The sequence below is a fragment of the Solimonas sp. SE-A11 genome (genome assembly GCF_030345715.1).
In the GTDB taxonomy this organism is placed as follows: Bacteria; Pseudomonadota; Gammaproteobacteria; order Nevskiales; family Nevskiaceae; genus Solimonas_A.
This window is the reverse complement of record NZ_JAUASX010000003.1, coordinates 123,185-139,089: the sequence shown is the minus strand read 5'-3', so window position 1 is coordinate 139,089 and position 15,905 is coordinate 123,185. Positions and strand designations below refer to the sequence as shown.

At 69.5% G+C, this 15,905-nt stretch carries 18 protein-coding genes; 3 read left to right on the top strand and 15 right to left on the bottom strand.

The features are described from left to right. Nucleotides 1-16 precede the first annotated feature (16 nt). Together QT386_RS05600 and QT386_RS05595 are read right to left on the bottom strand one after the other, a co-directional pair. Nucleotides 17-583: an ACP phosphodiesterase gene (locus QT386_RS05600; RefSeq protein WP_289272759.1), complete on the bottom strand. Its 567-nt coding sequence runs from the start codon at nucleotides 581-583 to the stop codon at nucleotides 17-19. A gap of 3 nt (nucleotides 584-586) precedes the next feature. Further along, nucleotides 587-859 (bottom strand): hypothetical protein, encoded by a 273-nt coding sequence (locus QT386_RS05595; RefSeq protein ID WP_289272758.1) that lies wholly within the window; start codon nucleotides 857-859, stop codon nucleotides 587-589. 116 nt (nucleotides 860-975) lie between these two features. On the opposite strand from QT386_RS05595, the gene QT386_RS05590 reads away from it, so the two are divergent. Beyond that, nucleotides 976-1,293 carry a hypothetical protein gene (locus tag QT386_RS05590; RefSeq protein WP_289272757.1) on the top strand — a complete coding sequence of 106 codons (318 nt, stop codon included), beginning with the start codon at nucleotides 976-978 and terminating at the stop codon, nucleotides 1,291-1,293. Here QT386_RS05590 and QT386_RS05585 read toward each other — a convergent pair. Continuing rightward, complete coding sequence (locus QT386_RS05585) at nucleotides 1,290-2,264, bottom strand: enoyl-CoA hydratase/isomerase family protein (protein ID WP_289272756.1); 975 nt, start codon at nucleotides 2,262-2,264, stop codon at nucleotides 1,290-1,292. The genes QT386_RS05590 and QT386_RS05585 overlap by 4 nt on opposite strands. A gap of 100 nt (nucleotides 2,265-2,364) precedes the next feature. Here QT386_RS05585 and QT386_RS05580 point away from each other — a divergent pair, with 100 nt between their 5' ends. Further along, on the top strand, nucleotides 2,365-2,838 hold the full coding sequence (locus QT386_RS05580) for a VOC family protein (RefSeq protein ID WP_289272755.1): 474 nt from the start codon (nucleotides 2,365-2,367) through the stop codon (nucleotides 2,836-2,838). Further along, entirely contained in the window at nucleotides 2,835-3,233 is a 399-nt protein-coding gene (locus QT386_RS05575) for a cupin domain-containing protein (protein ID WP_289272754.1), read from the top strand. The genes QT386_RS05580 and QT386_RS05575 overlap by 4 nt, the downstream gene beginning before the upstream one ends. Before the next feature lie 276 nt (nucleotides 3,234-3,509). Here the strand turns inward: QT386_RS05575 and QT386_RS05570 are convergent, their stop codons facing one another. The 12 genes from QT386_RS05570 to QT386_RS05515 all read right to left on the bottom strand — a co-directional run bounded on the left by QT386_RS05570 (nucleotide 3,510) and on the right by QT386_RS05515 (nucleotide 15,848). After that, a complete protein-coding gene (locus QT386_RS05570) occupies nucleotides 3,510-4,055 on the bottom strand; it encodes a nuclear transport factor 2 family protein (protein ID WP_289272753.1) in 546 nt (181 codons plus the stop codon). Continuing rightward, on the bottom strand, nucleotides 4,055-4,747 hold the full coding sequence (locus QT386_RS05565) for an SDR family NAD(P)-dependent oxidoreductase (protein ID WP_367401393.1): 693 nt from the start codon (nucleotides 4,745-4,747) through the stop codon (nucleotides 4,055-4,057). Before QT386_RS05565 ends, QT386_RS05570 begins: the two co-directional genes overlap by 1 nt. A 91-nt stretch (nucleotides 4,748-4,838) precedes the next feature. Continuing rightward, nucleotides 4,839-5,228 carry a hypothetical protein gene (locus QT386_RS05560; protein WP_289272751.1) on the bottom strand — a complete coding sequence of 130 codons (390 nt, stop codon included), beginning with the start codon at nucleotides 5,226-5,228 and terminating at the stop codon, nucleotides 4,839-4,841. Further along, complete coding sequence (locus QT386_RS05555) at nucleotides 5,225-5,575, bottom strand: heavy-metal-associated domain-containing protein (RefSeq protein WP_289272750.1); 351 nt, start codon at nucleotides 5,573-5,575, stop codon at nucleotides 5,225-5,227. The genes QT386_RS05560 and QT386_RS05555 overlap by 4 nt, the downstream gene beginning before the upstream one ends. Before the next feature lie 9 nt (nucleotides 5,576-5,584). Beyond that, the gene (locus QT386_RS05550; RefSeq protein ID WP_289272749.1) at nucleotides 5,585-6,247 is read right to left on the bottom strand and encodes a hypothetical protein; all 663 of its coding nucleotides are present in this window, start codon (nucleotides 6,245-6,247) and stop codon (nucleotides 5,585-5,587) included. 56 nt (nucleotides 6,248-6,303) lie between these two features. Beyond that, nucleotides 6,304-6,651: a hypothetical protein gene (locus QT386_RS05545; protein WP_289272748.1), complete on the bottom strand. Its 348-nt coding sequence runs from the start codon at nucleotides 6,649-6,651 to the stop codon at nucleotides 6,304-6,306. 77 nt (nucleotides 6,652-6,728) lie between these two features. Further along, nucleotides 6,729-7,223 (bottom strand): NYN domain-containing protein, encoded by a 495-nt coding sequence (locus tag QT386_RS05540; RefSeq protein WP_289272747.1) that lies wholly within the window; start codon nucleotides 7,221-7,223, stop codon nucleotides 6,729-6,731. Further along, nucleotides 7,220-7,894 (bottom strand): ion channel, encoded by a 675-nt coding sequence (locus tag QT386_RS05535; protein WP_289272746.1) that lies wholly within the window; start codon nucleotides 7,892-7,894, stop codon nucleotides 7,220-7,222. The genes QT386_RS05540 and QT386_RS05535 overlap by 4 nt, the downstream gene beginning before the upstream one ends. A 2-nt stretch (nucleotides 7,895-7,896) precedes the next feature. Then, a complete protein-coding gene (locus QT386_RS05530; RefSeq protein WP_289272745.1) occupies nucleotides 7,897-8,661 on the bottom strand; it encodes a metallophosphoesterase in 765 nt (254 codons plus the stop codon). Nucleotides 8,662-8,689: 28 nt separating this feature from the next. Continuing rightward, nucleotides 8,690-9,556, bottom strand: a complete 867-nt coding sequence (locus QT386_RS05525) for an alpha/beta fold hydrolase (RefSeq protein ID WP_289272744.1) — start codon at nucleotides 9,554-9,556, stop codon at nucleotides 8,690-8,692. A gap of 179 nt (nucleotides 9,557-9,735) precedes the next feature. Then, a complete protein-coding gene (locus tag QT386_RS05520; protein WP_289272743.1) occupies nucleotides 9,736-13,104 on the bottom strand; it encodes a UvrD-helicase domain-containing protein in 3,369 nt (1,122 codons plus the stop codon). After that, complete coding sequence (locus QT386_RS05515) at nucleotides 13,101-15,848, bottom strand: PD-(D/E)XK nuclease family protein (RefSeq protein WP_289272742.1); 2,748 nt, start codon at nucleotides 15,846-15,848, stop codon at nucleotides 13,101-13,103. Before QT386_RS05515 ends, QT386_RS05520 begins: the two co-directional genes overlap by 4 nt. Between the last annotated feature and the right edge of the window lie 57 nt (nucleotides 15,849-15,905).

Below are 15,905 nucleotides of genomic sequence, written 5' to 3'. Positions count from 1 at the left end.
ACTGCCTCGCAATGAACTAGATTTGTGCCTGGCACAGATCCTGCAGCAGCGACGGCAGGGTTTCACGCAGGGCCGGCAGCACCTCACGCCAGCCGGACCCTGCCTCCAGCAAGGCCTGCGGCCGGCTCAGGCGCTGCGCGGTGCGGCGGATCGCCTGATCGATGCCCTGCGGCTCCCCATAAGACAGCAGCAACTGCGAAAAGCTCTCGGCCTGCGGCCGGCGGGCACCGGCGAGCTGGAACCACTCGGCGCCTTCCGCCACCTGTTGCGCACTGCGCCGGCAGAAATCCGCTAGCGGCTCGTCGGCATACCGCTCCCAATCCAGGATCAGCGCATGGTCGCAGACCAGGTCCAGCAGGATGCCGGCATAGCGGCGCGCGCCCTGCGGATAGCCACTGCGCAGGGCAACGATGCCCGGGTGGCTGTCGGTCAGCACGTCGATGCGCCGGTGCAGGCGGATGCCGGTGACGATGTCGTCCGGATAGGCGGACAGGTCACGCCCATGGACGATGTCGCCGAGGATCGCGCCCGGCAGCGAGGTGGCGCTGCGCTCGGCCAGCCAGAGATGGGCCAGGAAATTCATGTCTCAGTCGCTGCCGCCTCCACCATCGCTCCCGCCACCGTCACCACTGGAGCTGCTGTCGCTGTCGGAACCGCCCGCGCCGTCCGCGTCCTGGGGGCGGCAGCCACCATCGTAGTCCCGCGGTTCGTAGGGATTGGCATAGCTGTCGGCAGGCGCGCTGGCCTGGTTGCTGCCCCGCCCCGCCGTGGAGTCCTGCCGGTTGCCCTGTCGCAACACCAGCGACCGCAGCCACAGGAAGACCGCCGCCACGACCGCCAGGAAGAAGAGAAACTTCATGGGTACCCCGGACTCCTCTGGGCGTTACACGAACCTGACGACGGCGGCAGGTTGCGGCCACCGCGATGATCGCAGATCGTTACGTCCTAGCAAGGCCTTCTTCCTCGAGACCCAGCATGCGCAACCGCCTGATTCTTGCCCCCGCCCTCGCGGCCCTCCTTTTCTGTGGCAGTGCCCTGGCCGAGGAGCCGACCCTGCTGCCCCCGGGCGGCTACCCCGCGCATTCCTGCAGCAAGCCGGTGATGCCGCAGATGCCCTCCGGCGTCGGCGGCAGCGCCGAGGCCCTGGCCTACAACGGCGAGGTGCGCATCTACAACCAGAGGGCGCAGGTCTACTCCAAGTGCATCACCGATTACATGAACGCCGGCAACGCCGACATGGCGCGCATCCAGATGCGCATCAATGAGGCCGTGACCGAGGCCAACGCCCGCTAGGGCTCTACAGCATCCACCAAGCGCCAGTCCCGGGCGGTGGCGGCGTCGATCCGCTTGCCGCCCAGCACCATCCAGGCTGCACGCTGGCGGCCGATGCGCCGCGGGATGCTGACGCAGCCGCCGGCACCGGGGATCAGGCCGAACTGCAGTTCCGGCAACTGGAACCAGGCATCCGGCGCCGCGACGACTCTTCCGGCGAAGGCGGGGAATTCGATGCCGGAGCCGATGCAGGCGCCATGCACCCTCGCCTCCGCGCGTTCCGCACAGGCCGCCAGCAGGCGCCCCGGCACGGTAAGGCTGCGCACGGCGTGCGCCGTGGCCGGGTCCGGCGCGGTGCCGAACTCGTCCAGCTCGCCACCGGTGCTGAAGCACTTGCCGACCCCGTCGATACGGACGGCGCAGACGGCATCGTCGGCCAGCGCCAGCTGCAGCGCCTCAACCAGGGCGTCACGCATCTCCACCGACATGCTGTTGCGCCGCTCCGGCCGGTTCAGCGTCAGGTGCAGCCCATCTGCCGTGCGTGACAGCAGCACGGCAGGCCCTGCTTCCCGGGGTGGGGGCTGCGGCGCCGGCCGCCCCTCCAGCCAGCGGCGGAACTCCACGCCACCCTGCAGCGTGGCATAGGCCAGCGACTCCATGGCCAGCGCATGCGGCACCGGCAGGTTCTCGGTGGCGCGCAGCAACTGCACGAACACCGAGGCGGCGATGGGATTGCGGCGCACGCCCGCCAGCAGCGGCGCCGCCGCACGCTCGTCATCCACCACCGTGTCGCAGTCCGCCGCCAGCGGCGCATCCGCGCGGCCGATGCCGATCACCGGGCAAGGCAACCGGCGCAGCCATTCACCCAAGCGGCGCTCGGCCGCATCGCCAAGGCCCAGCAGCAGGCAGGGCTCGCCGAAGGGGGAATAGCCGCTGGCCGTCTCCGGCAGCATGGCCAGGGCCTGCAGCTCGTCCAGGCCGATGACGCTCATGCACAGGCCCAGCCGCCGGCCGGGCACTCCGACGCGACAGCGCCATCTGATTGCGGAACAATGCGAAGACTCATTGTTCCGAGTGTAGAACCGGAGCCGCATGATGAAAACCGTGAACCCTATCCCGGAGCCCGGCTCCGCACTGACACCCCACCTGATCCTGCGGGACGCCGCGCGCGCCATCGACTGGTACGTGTCGGTGCTGGGCGCGGTAGAGGAATTCCGCCTCACCGAGCCCTCCGGCAAGGTCGGCCATGCGGAGCTCAGGCTCGGCGGCGGTCGTCTGATGCTGGCCGACGAGTACCCGGACTACGGAGCCCTGGGCCCCGACGCGGTCGGCGGGACGCCGGTCCGGCTGCATCTCTACGTTTCCGACGTGGATGCCATGGTGGACCGCGCGGTGGCGGCCGGCGCCACGCTGTTGCGGCCGGTGCAGGACGAGTTCTACGGCGACCGTGCCGGCATGCTGCGGGACCCGTTCGGCCATCTCTGGCAACTCGCCTCGCGCCGCGAGGAGATCAACCCGGAGCAGATGCAGCAGCGCTGGAGCGAGATGCTCCAGGGTACGCCATGAGCGGCGCGGAACCCTTCCACGTCGAGCGCGAATACCTACACCTGGACGAGGGCAGCACCGCGACGGTCGTGCCGGTGACCGGGGATTTCTGGCCGAAAGTCATGGCCGGCCAGATGCCGCAGTTGGATCGCGGCCGCCTGATGACCTGCTTCAGCTTTGGCGAGGACTGGTCCACCTGGGAGCGCCACCCGGCCGGCGAGGAAGCGGTGATCCTGCTGTCGGGCTCGGCGGAACTGCTGCTGGAAGGGCCTGCCGGCATTCAGTCGGTCAAGCTCACCGAACCCGGCAGCTATGTGCTGGTGCCGCGCAACACCTGGCATACGGCGAAGACACGCGTGCCGACGAAGATGCTGTTCATCACGCCGGGTGCCGGCACCGAAAACAAGCCTGCGTGAACCCGTAGCCCGGTTTGCCGCAGGCAACCCGGCGAGGGGATGGCTCCCCGAGGTAGGGAAACGCATGGAGCAGTTGCCGGGAAACAACCTGCCCCCTACCCGGCTTCGCGATGCGAAAACGGGCTGCGAATCTGTTCATCGCCCGACGTACCGACATCCAGAGCCGGCCTGTCCTCCGTTCGCCCTGAGCCTGTCGAAGGGTGAATGGACCCAGCCTCGGCCAATAGCCGTTCATGCTTCGACAGGCTCAGCACAAACGGCCACCACCCAAACTGCTTATCGCTCGCCTCGCTTCAACAGCGAAAAGAACTTGTACGAAGGATCGCTGGGCCCCGGCTCGCCGATGTAGGCGCCATGCAGGAAGGGATGATCCAGCCGCACCTTCGTGGGGTGCGAGGGATAACACCAGTCCGCCACGATCGCCCGATGGCTGAACTTCCACACGCCGGCTCGCTTCTCGTACTTGTCGAAGTAGCGCCCGCCGATCAGCACGTCGAACAGCTCACTCTCGTGCTTCACCTGGTGGAAGGCCAGGATGTAGACCTCACCCTCCGCATGGTCGCCCGCCAGCTTCAGGTTCACCGTGGTGACGTTGTGGTGCAGGATCGCCATCGCCTTCTGGATTTCCGGCAGCTTGTCGATGAACTCCATCGCCGGTCCGCGCGCGAAATGGCCGTGATCGTCGATCGCGTCCTCGTGGTACAGCTCGCGCATCTTGGCGTGGTCGTGCCGGTCCGCCGCGTTGCAATAGGCGTGGATCAGCTCCGTGATCGCCTGCTTGTCGAGCAGCTCGTGCAGCTGTGCTTCCAGGGACGCGTTCATCAGCTCAGTCCCACTACCGGCAGCGCCGCGCCATGCACCGCACGCGCGTCGTCGGAGCACAGAAACAGGATCACGTTGGCCAGGTCCCGCGGTGCCACCCATTTCCCCGGATCGACATCCGGCATCGCGGCACGGTTGGGCGGCGTGTCGATGATGCTGGGCAGCACGCAGTTGACGTTGATGCCCTGCTCGCGTAACTCGCCCGACATGGCCTCCGTCATGCGGATGACAGCGCTCTTGGAAACGCTGTAGGCACCCATCAGGGCGGCACCCTTCTGCCCTGCCCCGGCCCCGACGTTGACGATGCTGCCGCGGCCCTGCGCGATCATGCCGGGCACCACGGCCTGCACCATGTTGAGCAGGGTGGCGGCGTTGATGTCCCACATCTTCTTCCAGTCTTCCGCCGGCGTGGCATGCACCGGCGTGCCCATGGTGAAGCCGCCGGCGATGTTGCACAGCGCATCCACGCGGCCGGCCTGCTTCACGGCCTGGGCGGCGGAATCGGCATCCGTGAGGTTGGCCGGCAGCAGCTTGCGGCGCGGATCGTTGCCCGGATAGGCCTTCTGTAGTGCGTCCAGTTGCAGGTCGACGAGCGCCAGGGTCGCGCCCGCGGCTTGGAAGGCCTCGGCCACGGCACGGCCGAGGCTACCCGCGGCCCCGGTGATCATCACGGTCTTGCCCTGCATGCCCATCTGCATTCCTCCTGTCGCGATGCCGGGACGCTAGCATGCTGGCGGGAGCGCGAACCCCTCTGTATGGATGAAACGCGCCCCGCCCGCAGGCTCAACCCAGGAGCGGAAGCAGGAAAGCGAACACCAACCCCAACGCGTAGATCGCCAGGGACAGCAGGTATACGCCCAGGCTGATGCGGCGCATGCGGATGCAGGCCGCCGCCAGGCGCGGGTCCGCCGGACAGGCTGCGAAGCGCGCCCGGTACTGCAGCAGGCCCGCAACCGCCAGCATGCCGCCCGCCAGCCCGAACACCAGTCCCTTGTGCGCCGACAGCCACACCAGTTGCGGAAAGCTGCTGACCAGCCCCGCCAGCGTGGCGCCGGCGCCCAGCGTCACCAGCAAGGCTGGGAGCGCGCAGCAGACCAGGGTGGAACTGCTGGTGAAGATCGACAGCAGCGCGCTCCAGAAACTGCCGCGCAACCCCAGCGTGTGGCCGTTCATGGCGAGGCCTTGAGTCGCGCACGCAACGCGTCCAGCGGTTCGGCGCTACGATGGATACCCTGCACCGTGTAGCCGGCTTCGGTCAGCACGGCGCGCAAGGCCTCGTCGGACAACTCCTGGCCCGGCTTGAGCGCCACCGCGACGACGCCCAGCTCGAGGTTTACCAGCACCTCCTGCGTCGCCTGCATCTTGCCGAGCTTCTTGGAGATGCCCTGCGCACAGAAGGCGCAGACCAGGCCATCCACCTTCATCTGGACGGTGCGCGGTGCGTCCTGCGCGACGGCGGTGAAGCCCAGCGACGCGGCGAGCGACGCGGCGGCGATACAGCGGATCACATGATGGATCATGGGAAGCTCCTAGAAATTGAACATGAACATGGTCTGCAGGGCGCCGTCCTGGGTAACGCCGGCCTCGGCCCAGGCCGCACCCCAGCGGCCGTTGCGGAACAAACGCAGCAGCGCCGCGGCCTCGCCGCCCTGGTAAAGCCCGCCGGTGTAGTGGCGCCCCTGTAGTACGAACCAGGTCGCCAGGCGATCCCAGTCGTGTGCGTAGGGAGCCCAGCCGAGTTGCACGGTGTCGATGCGATGCGAGAAGGCCTCGCGGGCGTACTGCCAGTCGGTACGCAGCGAGCTGTAAACCCGCAGCGTCTCGTAGTCGGCCTGCCCGCCGGCGTTCCAGGCGGTCTGCGGGTCTGCAAAGCCGTCGCCCACGGCACGGCCGACACCGCCCCATGTGAAGACATTGGCCTGCGCCCGTGGCAGGTTCCAGCGCTTCAGCAACAGGTTGCCGCGGACATAGCTGATGTCGCGCGAAAAGCTCTGGTCCTCGTCGTCCAGTCGCAGATGACCGGCGCCTGCCGACCAGCGATAGCTGGGCGCGTAGAAGACCTGGAATTCCTGCATGGTGCCGGCGCCGTACTCGCCCATGACGGCGGTGCCACCCTGGTAGGCGATGGGCTTGGCGAAAGCGGCGGCCGGCAGCAGGCAGGCCAGTACGCCGCAACAGCGGATCAGGGACATGTCTTCCTCCGGAAAAAACGAACGGAAACGCGCGCCCAAGCGGCGCGCGGAAGGCGTCAGCTTCCGGAGTCGGCAGGTGGCCTCAGCAATGGCACGGGATGCGCCGGCAAGGGCCCGGGAAACGCGGCGGCCAGATGTGGGACCGGCCCGGGAAGCTCGCCGAAGACCGAGAAGCCCGGCGCCAGGGCCCCGGTCGCACCGAAGCAGGCGGCGCTGCAGCGGCAATCCTGCTGGTCGTCACAGCAGGGCATGCGGTCGGCCATGTCGGCATCGTCATGACAGGGCGTCACGGATTGCGCCTCCGCCGTGAAAGGCGCCAAACCCGGCGGCAGCGCCCAAGCCTGGGTCAGGCCCTGCAGCAGCAGGACCAGGATCAGCAGGGCAGAGCGCAGCGGACGGATCATGCCCCCAAGCATAGGCCAGGACCTGGCTCCAGGGTCAACGGCATGGAGATGGAGCGGACACCCGCCGCTGCATCGGCTCAACCCCGTAGCAGCAACGTGTTCCCGATCGGAACGAACGACGACGCGGACCGCACCAGCGCCTGCGCCGTAAGCGCCTCGACGCCGTAGACTTCCACGGTCACGCCGTACTTCTGCCGGACGCGATCCACCAGCAGGGAGAAATCGCCGTCACCCGAAACCAGGACCACCACGTCCACGCTTGCCGCATGGTCCATGACGTCGATGGCGATGCCCACGTCCCAGTCTCCCTTGGAGGAGCCGTCGGCCCGCTGGATGTAGGGTTTCAGCTGAACGTCGAAGCCGATCCCGCGCAGGATGTTCTGGAACTGCCGCTGCTTGGCATCACCCCGGTCAATGGCATAGGCCAGCGCCTTGAACACCTGCCGCCCCTGGGTTGCTGCCGCCCAGAAGGCGTTGTAGTCGAAGTGCCGGCCATGGGCCTGCCTGGTCGTATAGTAGACGTTCTGGACGTCCGCGAAGATCGCGACCTTGCTGGGAGCGGTCGTGCTCACGGCTCCCTTCCCTGCCGCAGGATGGTCAAGCCGATCAGCCGCGACACCACCACGGCGATGTAGCCCACGCCCACGAACTGCTCCAGCATCACCAGCACGCGTGCCTCGGAGCGCAGCGGCAGCACGTCACCCAGGCCCACGGCCGCCAGGTTGGTGAAACTGAGGAACAGCAGCTCCAGCCAGGTCCGTGCACGCTCCGGTTCCACCGCGCCGGTGAAGCTGCCGGGGTACCAGGCCTGGCAGACCACGAAGAGATAGGCGAAACCCCAGGCCAGCAAGGTGAACGTGGCGCCTGCCGCATAGAGCTCATCGGCAGTGACGCGGTTGTCGTTCATCATGTACAGGATCAGGGCACCGGCAGCATAGAAGTACAGCAGCGCCTCCAGCAGCGAGGCCGTCACCAGCAGGGCCTGGCTCTTGAGGATGGCCGCCAGCACCGCGCTGACCAGGGCCGGCACCGCCAGCGACCAGGCCACCCAGTTCACCGCCGGGCTGCGGTTGACCACCCAGACCGCCAGCACCAGCGCCGTCGCGCCGAAAGCGCCGAACACCAGCCGTCCGCTGGGCAAGCCGTCGAACAGCGGATAGACAACCAGGCTCAGCAATTGCACTGCCAGCAGGAAGGCTGAGGGGTGACGGCGGGCGATGCGACTCCAGGCGGCTGTATTCATCGTCAATGAATCTCCACGACCTTCTGCGGATCGAAGCGGCGGTTCTCGTTGACCTCGCCCTTGGCATAGCCGCGCGGGTTGCAGACCACGCGCGTGCCGTTGATCTCGTAGTCGAAGCTGTCGTGCGTATGGCCATGGATCCACAGCGACACGCGCTCGCGGCCCATCAGCGACTCCAGGTCGGTGACGAATCCGGCATTGATCGGTGAGCCGGCGAAGCGCGCTGAAATGCTGCGCGTGGAAGGCGCGTGATGGGTGATCACCACCGTGGGACCGTCGTGCGGCTCGTCCAGGCGCGCGCTCAGCCAGTCGCGGTAGCCGGCATGCAGTTCGGCGGAAGACTCCGGGCTCAGCAACTCCTCTGCATCTTCGTGCAGGCGGATGCGAGCGAAGTCGCGCATGAAGCGCATCGCCCCCTGCAGCGCCAGTTCTTGCTGCGCGGCGTTGGGAAACAGGCGAAAGTCGGTCCACAGCGTGGCACCGAGGAAGCGCACGCCGTCGATCATGCAGGCCTCGCGATCCAGCAGCCTCACGCCGCTGCGCCCGCAGGCCTCGCGCAACTGCGCCAGCGTGCCGTCGATGCTGCCGCCGTAGAACTCGTGGTTGCCCGGCACGTAGAGCACCGGCTTGCCGAAGCCAGCGGCCCACTCCACGGCCTCCGCCGGGCGCGAGATGTCGCCCGCCAGGATCACCACGTCGGCCTCGGCCTGCGGCCGCTCCATCGGGCAGACGCTCAGGTGCAGGTCAGAGAGGATGTGCAGTTTCACGCCCGCCCTCTCCTCCCCGTTGCCCGGATCAGCCGCGCTTGAAGAACTCGATCAGCAGGTCGGCAAAGGCCTGGGGCTGCTCGCAGTGCATGAAGTGGCCACAGCCGGCCATTTCGATGCGCTCGTAACCCGCCGAGAACAGGTGATCCTGGCCCAGGAACATCTCGCGGCCGATGCAGCCGTCGTTCTCGCCGACGATCACGCGCGTGGGCACGGCGATCGGCTTCATCAGCGTCTGCCAGCTCTCGCCCATCAGCAGGCCGCGCGGCATCGCACGGTAGTAGCCCAGGGCGGCACGCAGGCGCTCCGGCTCGCTGAACAACGCGCGCAGCGGCTCGAACTCGGCGTCGGTGAAATTCCAGTCAGGCGACCATTCGTGGATCAGGGCTCGCAGCCAGGCGAAGTCCTGCGCGCGAATGCGGCGTTCCGGAATCAGCGGCAGCTGGAAGAAGCCCATGTAGCGCGAACGCTTGAGCTGGCGCAGGGCCGGACGCAGCAGGAAACGGCGCAGGTGCGGCACCGCGGCGGTGGCGATGCGGTGGATGCGGTCGGGCCGCAGCGCGGCGGCGGTATAGGCCGCAGCCGCGCCCCAGTCATGGCCCACGACGTGCGCCTTGTCGACGCCGAAGTGATCGATCAGCGCGATGACGTCGCGTCCCAGCGTGGTGATGCGGTAGTCGCCATCCGCCGGCAGTGCGGTGGGGGCATAGCCGCGCATGAACACGGCCACGGCACGGAAACCGGCAGCAGCCAGCGACTTCACCACCGGCTCGAAACTCCAGGCGGTATCGGGGAACCCATGGAGGCACAGCACAAGCGGGCCTTCGCCGGCTTCGAGATAGGCGAATTCCAGGCCGTTGGCACGAATCCAGCGGGGCGAGAGCGTGTAGGTCATCAGGTCAGGCTCTGTAGGAGTTTGCAGATTAAACAGCTTGATGCGCCACGAACAAGATTGCGCTCGCGGCGCAAATGTGTCGCCACCCTCTCGTCGCTCCATGCCGCAGCACCATGGAAAGCGATAATGACATGCCGCTGTAACACAGCGACGCGAAGATCAGCGCAGATCGCGACAGATCACGGCAACTCGATCCATCGATGTTCTGGATCGGACAGCAACGGCAAATACAGCGCCAGACGGGCATCGCCACCGTCCAGGCCGCGCAAGGCGCTGCGGTAGCCCTCGAGCTGGCCGCGGTAGCGCTCCCGTTCGGTTTCGAGGAAGGCCTCGACATTGCCGCCCTCGTGCACGCTGGTCTTGAAGTCCACCACCCAGCGCTGCCCCGCCTCGTCGATGAAGCTGCGGTCCAGCTTGAGGCGCCGCGGCTGTCCGTCGACCAAGGTGGTCAGCTCCCACTCGCTGCGCGCCTGCGCGTGTGCCTGCAACAGCCAGCGCCCACGCGAATCCTGCAGGGTAGCTACCAGTGCCTGCTGCACGCGCTGACGCGCCGCCTCGCAGCGCGTAGTGGGGACCCCTTCGACTGACAGCATCTCGTCCAGTTCCACACCCAGCGCCGTCACCCGCTCCGGACTCCACTGCTCCAGCCCCTCGCGCGCGATCTGCTGCATCCAGCGGTGATAGGCCACGCCGATGGCGCGGGCCGCTTCGCCGGCCCAGTCGAAGGGAATCGGGTCGGCCGCGGCCAGTCCCGCAGGCAGCTCCGGCCCAGGCGGCAGCGGCGGCGCGTTCCAGGCCATAGGCAGGCGCCGGATCGGCGGCGGGCGACGCGCAGTCTCGGGCTCGGGCGACACGGCTGCCGCGGCGAGCGCCGCGAAGTCCTGGGCCACCGCCGGCCACAGCCGTGCCAGCAGGCTACGGCCCGGCGGCTGCGGCGCCTTGTCCTCGGCCCCGGGTTCCAGCGCGCCAACCAGATGCAGGCTGCGGCGCGCACGCGTGGCGGCCACGTAGACCAGGCGCGCATCCTCGTGCAACTGCTTCTCGGCCTGCAGGCCGAGCACGAACTCGAAGATCGGGTCTTCCTCGTCGCCGCTGGCGTGCAGCGGCGCCAGCAGCAGGCGCTCGCCGCCGTCGCGCCCGCGGCGCGTGGCCCAGGCCACCAGCGGACGCGTATCGCTGCGCGTGCCGCGGCCCAGCCCCGGTACGATCACCACGTCGAACTCCAGGCCCTTGGACTTGTGGATCGTCATCAGGCTCAGCGATTCGCCGGCCGCGGCATCGGCGCTGGCCTTGAGTTCCGCCAGCGCCAGGTCCAGGGCCTCCAGGTCCGGCAACTCCGGCCCGCGCGCCAGATCGTCGAGCCGCGCGAAGAACACCTGGGCATCCGCCAGGTCGCGTGGCGCGGCCACGCAGGCCGGACCACCCAGGGCCAGCCAAGCGCCTTCGATCCAGCGTCGCAGCGGCTTGCGCCCCTGCTGCGCCAGCGCCGTCTCCAGCACCGACATGCAGCGCGCCAGCCGCTCGCGCCCGTCGGCCGACAGCCGCGCCAGCCGCGCCGGATCGCGCAGGCCGGCGAGCAGCGGCGCCTCTGGATGCAACCCCTCCGACAGCGGCAGCAGATCAGCCAGTGTCAGGCCGCAGCAGGGCGAGCGCAGCAGGGCCAGCCAGGCGACACGGTCCGCCGGGTGCAACAGCGCACGTGTCAGGCTGCGCAGGTCCTCGATCGCGGGGCGCGTCGCCAGGCCCTCGATGTCCACCGCGCGGTAGGCCAGCCCGGCCTCGCGCAGCGCCGGGGCGATGGCCTCCAGGTGACCGCGGCTGCGCACCAGCACGGCGATGCGGGCGGCCGGGTCCGCGGCCTGCGCCTCGCACACCAGTTCCACCACGCGCTGCGCCTCGGCTTCCGGCTGCGTATCGCCCAGTGCATGCACCGCCACCGCGGGCCCGGTAGCGGCGGGCCTTGTCGCCACCGCCAGCGCATGCCGGGCGGCGCCGCGTTCGCGATCCTCCTGCGCCGGCAGCACCTTGGCGAAGGCCTGGTTGACCCAGTCCACCACGCCGGCCTCGGAGCGGAAGTTGCAGGACAGCTGGAGGGCCTCCAGCCGCAGGTTGCCGATGCCCTGGTTGCGTGCATCCATGAACAGGCCGACATCGGCGTTGCGAAAGCGGTAGATGCTCTGCATCGGGTCGCCCACCACGAACAGCGTGCGGCCGTCACCGGAATGCCAGCCGGCGGTGAGCCGCGCCAGCAGCTGCCACTGCAGCGCCGAGGTGTCCTGGAATTCGTCAACCAGCAGGTGGCGGATTCGGTAGTCCATGCGCAAGGCCAGGTCACTCGGCCCTTCCGCCCCGCCCAGCGCCGCCACGGCCTGGCTGGCGACCTCGGTGAAGTCCACCTCGCCGCGCGCCATGAACACCAGGCGCAGTTGCGCGGCGGCCAGCCGCAGCGTATCCAGCAGCGCCTGCAGGATCTCCCACTGCGCATCGCTGTAACGCGGCGGCGGCAACATGCGCAGCTGCCCCAGGCGCTCGCGCAGGCCGGGGATTTCAGTCAGCGCGGCGATCAGTTCCAAGTGCGCCTGGCGCGGCGGATCACGCTCGGCCTTCTCGGCCTTGCTCTTGCCGGCAGGGAAACCGTTGGTGGCGTTGACCACCTTGCGCCAGTCGCCGTCGCGCTTCAGCACCAGGTCGGCCAGCACCTGCCAGGAGACCAGGCCCGCCGCATCGCAGCGCGGCCATTCGCCGTCGCGCAACGCATGCAGCGCCAGCCCCGGCTGCGCGGCGTAGAGGCTCGACGAGGCATAGGCCGCCGAATCCAGCCAGGCGATACGCAGCGGCCGCGGCAACAAGGCCTCGACCTCCGCCAGGCTGCCGGCGACGAATTCCGCCAGCGCCGACTCCAGCACCTCGCGCGTTCGCTCGGCGCGGTCATCGGCCAGCGTGTAGGAGATCCATTGATCTCGGCGGCCGAGCAGCAAGACCAGTTGCGATTCCAGCAACGCGGTACGGTTGTCGAAGTGCGTCAGCACCCGCGCCACCGACGCGGCCAGCGCAGGTGTGCTCTCGATCAGCTCGATGGTGGCACGCGCCGCCTCGCGGTAGGCCAGCTGCGGATGTTCCGCCACCTGCACGCGCCCGCCGAAGCCGGCCGTGAGTGGCGCCTGCTGCGTGATCTGCGCGCACAGCGCATCGATGGTCAGGATGCGCAGGCGTTGTGGATTGTCCTGCAGGCCCCAGCCGCGCTCCTGCGAGCGTTCCAGCGCGGCGCGCGCCAGCCGCCAGGTCTGGCGCCGATGCTCGTCGGCCGGCTCGCCGCCGGACTGCGCCTGCTGCACGGCCGCGAACACGCGATGGCGCATCTCCGCCGCGGCCTTGCGCGTGAAGGTGATCGCCACGACTTCCTCGGGCTCATTGACGCCCGCCAGCAGGGCCAGCACGCGCTGCGTCAGCAGCTCGGTCTTGCCGGAGCCTGCAGGGGCCTGGACGATGAAGCTGGCCTCGGGATCCAGGGCCCGTTCGCGTTGCGCACGATCGGCGATGTTCGTCATGGCTCGCCCTCCGCCACTTCCGCCACGCTCTCGCGCACACGGCACAGCGCATGCAGGTCGCAGTCGCGGCAGGTCTGGCGTGCATGCTTGGGCGTCACCGCCGCCCAGCCCTCACGCACCTCGGTGGCCACGGTGTGCAGCTGGCCACGCCAGCGACCCAGCAGGGCCTGCCACCCGTCGGCATCGGCGGTCTGCTTGACGCTGTCCCAGGACGCGATGCCCGGCGCGAGTTCCGGCGCCACGGCAATGCCTTCGAAGCCGATGGCCCCGGCAACCAGGCGTCCGTAGGCGATAGCCTGCACGCCACCGCCGGTGAGCGCGTAGATCAGCAACTGCGGCTCCTCCGGGCGCTCATCGGTCCAGGGCGCCTTGCGCCGCCCGCCGCTCTTGTAGTCCAGCACCAGCCGACCGCCGTCCTCCAACTCGTCCACGCGGTCGCGCCGCAGGCGCAGGCGCAAGCCCTCGAACTCCACCTCGCCATCGCTGCCCGGAGCCAGCTCGGGCCCCAGTTCCGGCGCGCGCCCTTCCAGCTCGATCACGCGGAACGGCAGGCGCAGCTTCTCCTGTTCCAGCCAGGCGGCGACCAGGCGCCGCAGACGCTCATCCTCCAGGCGGCGCATGCCCGCGCGCAGGCGCTGAGGCGCCTCGCGCAGCAATCGCGTCAGCGCCGCATCCACGGCGGTGCCGATGTGTTCCTCCAGTTGCGCCGCATCCAGCGACATCAATCCCTGCTGGTCGCGCAGCTCACGCCAGATCGACTCCAGCACGCGGTGCACGAGGTTGCCGCGGTCCGCCGCGTTGATGCCGGGGCGCGGCACTTCCAGCCGATGCGCTCCAAGCCGGTGGGTGGCGAAGCCGCGGAAGGGACACAGCGCCTGGTCGCCGAGCAGGCGCACGCCACCCGGCGCACGGCTCTCCGGCGGCAGCGGCGGCGCCTGGGCATCCAGCAGTATGTCCAGCGCCTGAGGCGGCTGCGCCTGCCAGCTGCACGGCAGGGGTTGCGGTGGCAGCAGTTCTGCCTGCTCCAGCCAGGGCGCCAGCAGCGGGCTGGGCGCGAGCGGCCGATCCTGCTCCTGGCGCGGCCAGGACAGCACCACTTCCGGCGCGGCGGCGAGCCAGCGCGCCGTCAGGCGCCGTGCATAGTCCAATTCCTGCGCCGCCGAGGCATGCGGCAGGCCACGCTCGCGCTGCAGCGCATACGGGATGAAGGGATGCGGCTTCACCGCGGCCGGCCAGTGCTCGTCGTCGAAGCCGGCGATCCACAGCGCGTCGAACTCCAGGCCCTCGGCCTCCAGCGCACCCATCACCTGCACGCCGGTGGCCAGCGACTGCGGCTGGAACAAGGTCTGCTCGGCGATCTCGCGCAGCTGCGCGACGGCGGCGGACCAGGGCACGCGGCCCAGCAGCGATTCCAGCCGGCCCAGCTCGGCCAGGCAGGCACTCCAGGCCTGGTGCGCCTGGTACTCCTCGCTATCGAGCGCGCGGGCGCCCGGCCAGCCGGCCGCCTCCAGGACCTCGCCGACCACGTCCACCCACTCACCCGCCTGCGCACGGCGCTGCGGCTGCCGCAACGCCATCAGCGCCTCGCAACGCCCGCGCAGCGATTCGGAGCGCGCATAGTGGCGCAGCGATTCCAGGCTGACCTCGGTATGTCCTTCACGCCGCAGGCGGGCATCGATCGCCGCACGCTGCAGGCGCTCGTCCTCGCCACCGCCCCAGGCCGGCGAGCACAGCAGGGCGGTGGCGTCCGCGTAGGGCAAGGGCTCGTGTAGCCAGCGCAGCAGGCGCAGCGCGGCCTGCGGCAGCGCGGTGTCGGACAGCGGCTCGCCCAGCGTCAGGTTGTAGGGTCGTGCCAGGCTGTGCGCGTCCACCGCCTCGGCCTGCGGGCAGAGCTGCTCGTCGAACAGGCGCTGCACCGCGCCGCGGCGGCTGCCGATGTCCGGCACGATCACGCCGATGCGCTGCAGCGGCTGTTCGCGCAGGCGCGCGGCGGCCCAGCTCGCCGCGGCCCGCAGCTCCTGCTCGGCATCGGCGGCGCCGACCAGCCGGACACGGGCTTCGCGCGCCGGCGGCTGCAGTTCCTGCAGCGTGCTGCCCGCCACATGCAGCGCCGACACCAGGCGCCGCAGCGACGGCGTGTGCTCGTGGAAGCCGGCCAGCACCACGTCGGTCGGCACCGGCACCCGTCCCTCCGCAATCGCCCGCAGCAGGGCGGTACGCCAGCCCTGCGCATCGACGCGCTCCAGCGCCTGGCAGCGCTTGCGGTACTGCTGCGCCCAGTGGTTGAAGCGCTCCACGTCCGGCGTGGTCGCCGGCAGCGGCAGCGGCAGGTCGTATTCGTGGACCAGGTCCCAGGCTTCCGCGGCGAGCTGTGCCGCCTCGGCCTCGCGCAGCAGCGGCTGTTCCTGTCGCGTCTCGTCGATGGTCAGCCGCCACAGCAGGCGCCGCTGCTGCGGGCGCAGCGCCTGCGGCAGCGGCCGGCCCTGCCGGCGCAGGTCCAGGCGCACGGTCTCTGCCGCGGACTGCAGGAAGGCCTCCAGCGTCAGGATCACCGGCGTTTCCCAGGCCGACAGGCCCTGGGCCTGCGCCGCGCGGGCATGCGCCTCGAACAGGTGCTGCGCCAGGCGGCTGCTGACGCAAAGCAGCGCCGGTGCCGCTCCGGGCGCACGCAGCATGCGGGCGAACAGCTCCGGCGCGGCGATGCGCGGCAGGACATCCGGGTATTCGGGGCCGTGGGCGGTCATGGGTGGCGGAAGTATGCCTTGGCGCGCCAACGAAAAAGCCCGCCGAGGCGGGCCTTT

Bases quoted from the DNA above. Each gene is read 5' to 3' on its own strand.
- QT386_RS05585 (WP_289272756.1), bottom strand. From the start codon at position 2,264: ATGAGCGTCATCGGCCTGGACGAGCTGCAGGCCCTGGCCATGCTGCCG.
- QT386_RS05525 (WP_289272744.1), bottom strand. From the start codon at position 9,556: ATGACCTACACGCTCTCGCCCCGCTGGATTCGTGCCAACGGCCTGGAA.
- QT386_RS05515 (WP_289272742.1), bottom strand. From the start codon at position 15,848: ATGACCGCCCACGGCCCCGAATACCCGGATGTCCTGCCGCGCATCGCC.
- QT386_RS05565 (WP_367401393.1), bottom strand. From the start codon at position 4,747: ATGGGCATGCAGGGCAAGACCGTGATGATCACCGGGGCCGCGGGTAGC.
- QT386_RS05580 (WP_289272755.1), top strand. From the start codon at position 2,365: ATGATGAAAACCGTGAACCCTATCCCGGAGCCCGGCTCCGCACTGACA.
- QT386_RS05590 (WP_289272757.1), top strand. From the start codon at position 976: ATGCGCAACCGCCTGATTCTTGCCCCCGCCCTCGCGGCCCTCCTTTTC.
- QT386_RS05535 (WP_289272746.1), bottom strand. From the start codon at position 7,894: ATGAATACAGCCGCCTGGAGTCGCATCGCCCGCCGTCACCCCTCAGCC.
- QT386_RS05570 (WP_289272753.1), bottom strand. From the start codon at position 4,055: ATGAACGCGTCCCTGGAAGCACAGCTGCACGAGCTGCTCGACAAGCAG.
- QT386_RS05520 (WP_289272743.1), bottom strand. From the start codon at position 13,104: ATGACGAACATCGCCGATCGTGCGCAACGCGAACGGGCCCTGGATCCC.
- QT386_RS05600 (WP_289272759.1), bottom strand. From the start codon at position 583: ATGAATTTCCTGGCCCATCTCTGGCTGGCCGAGCGCAGCGCCACCTCG.
- QT386_RS05595 (WP_289272758.1), bottom strand. From the start codon at position 859: ATGAAGTTTCTCTTCTTCCTGGCGGTCGTGGCGGCGGTCTTCCTGTGG.
- QT386_RS05550 (WP_289272749.1), bottom strand. From the start codon at position 6,247: ATGTCCCTGATCCGCTGTTGCGGCGTACTGGCCTGCCTGCTGCCGGCC.
- QT386_RS05575 (WP_289272754.1), top strand. From the start codon at position 2,835: ATGAGCGGCGCGGAACCCTTCCACGTCGAGCGCGAATACCTACACCTG.
- QT386_RS05545 (WP_289272748.1), bottom strand. From the start codon at position 6,651: ATGATCCGTCCGCTGCGCTCTGCCCTGCTGATCCTGGTCCTGCTGCTG.
- QT386_RS05555 (WP_289272750.1), bottom strand. From the start codon at position 5,575: ATGATCCATCATGTGATCCGCTGTATCGCCGCCGCGTCGCTCGCCGCG.
- QT386_RS05560 (WP_289272751.1), bottom strand. From the start codon at position 5,228: ATGAACGGCCACACGCTGGGGTTGCGCGGCAGTTTCTGGAGCGCGCTG.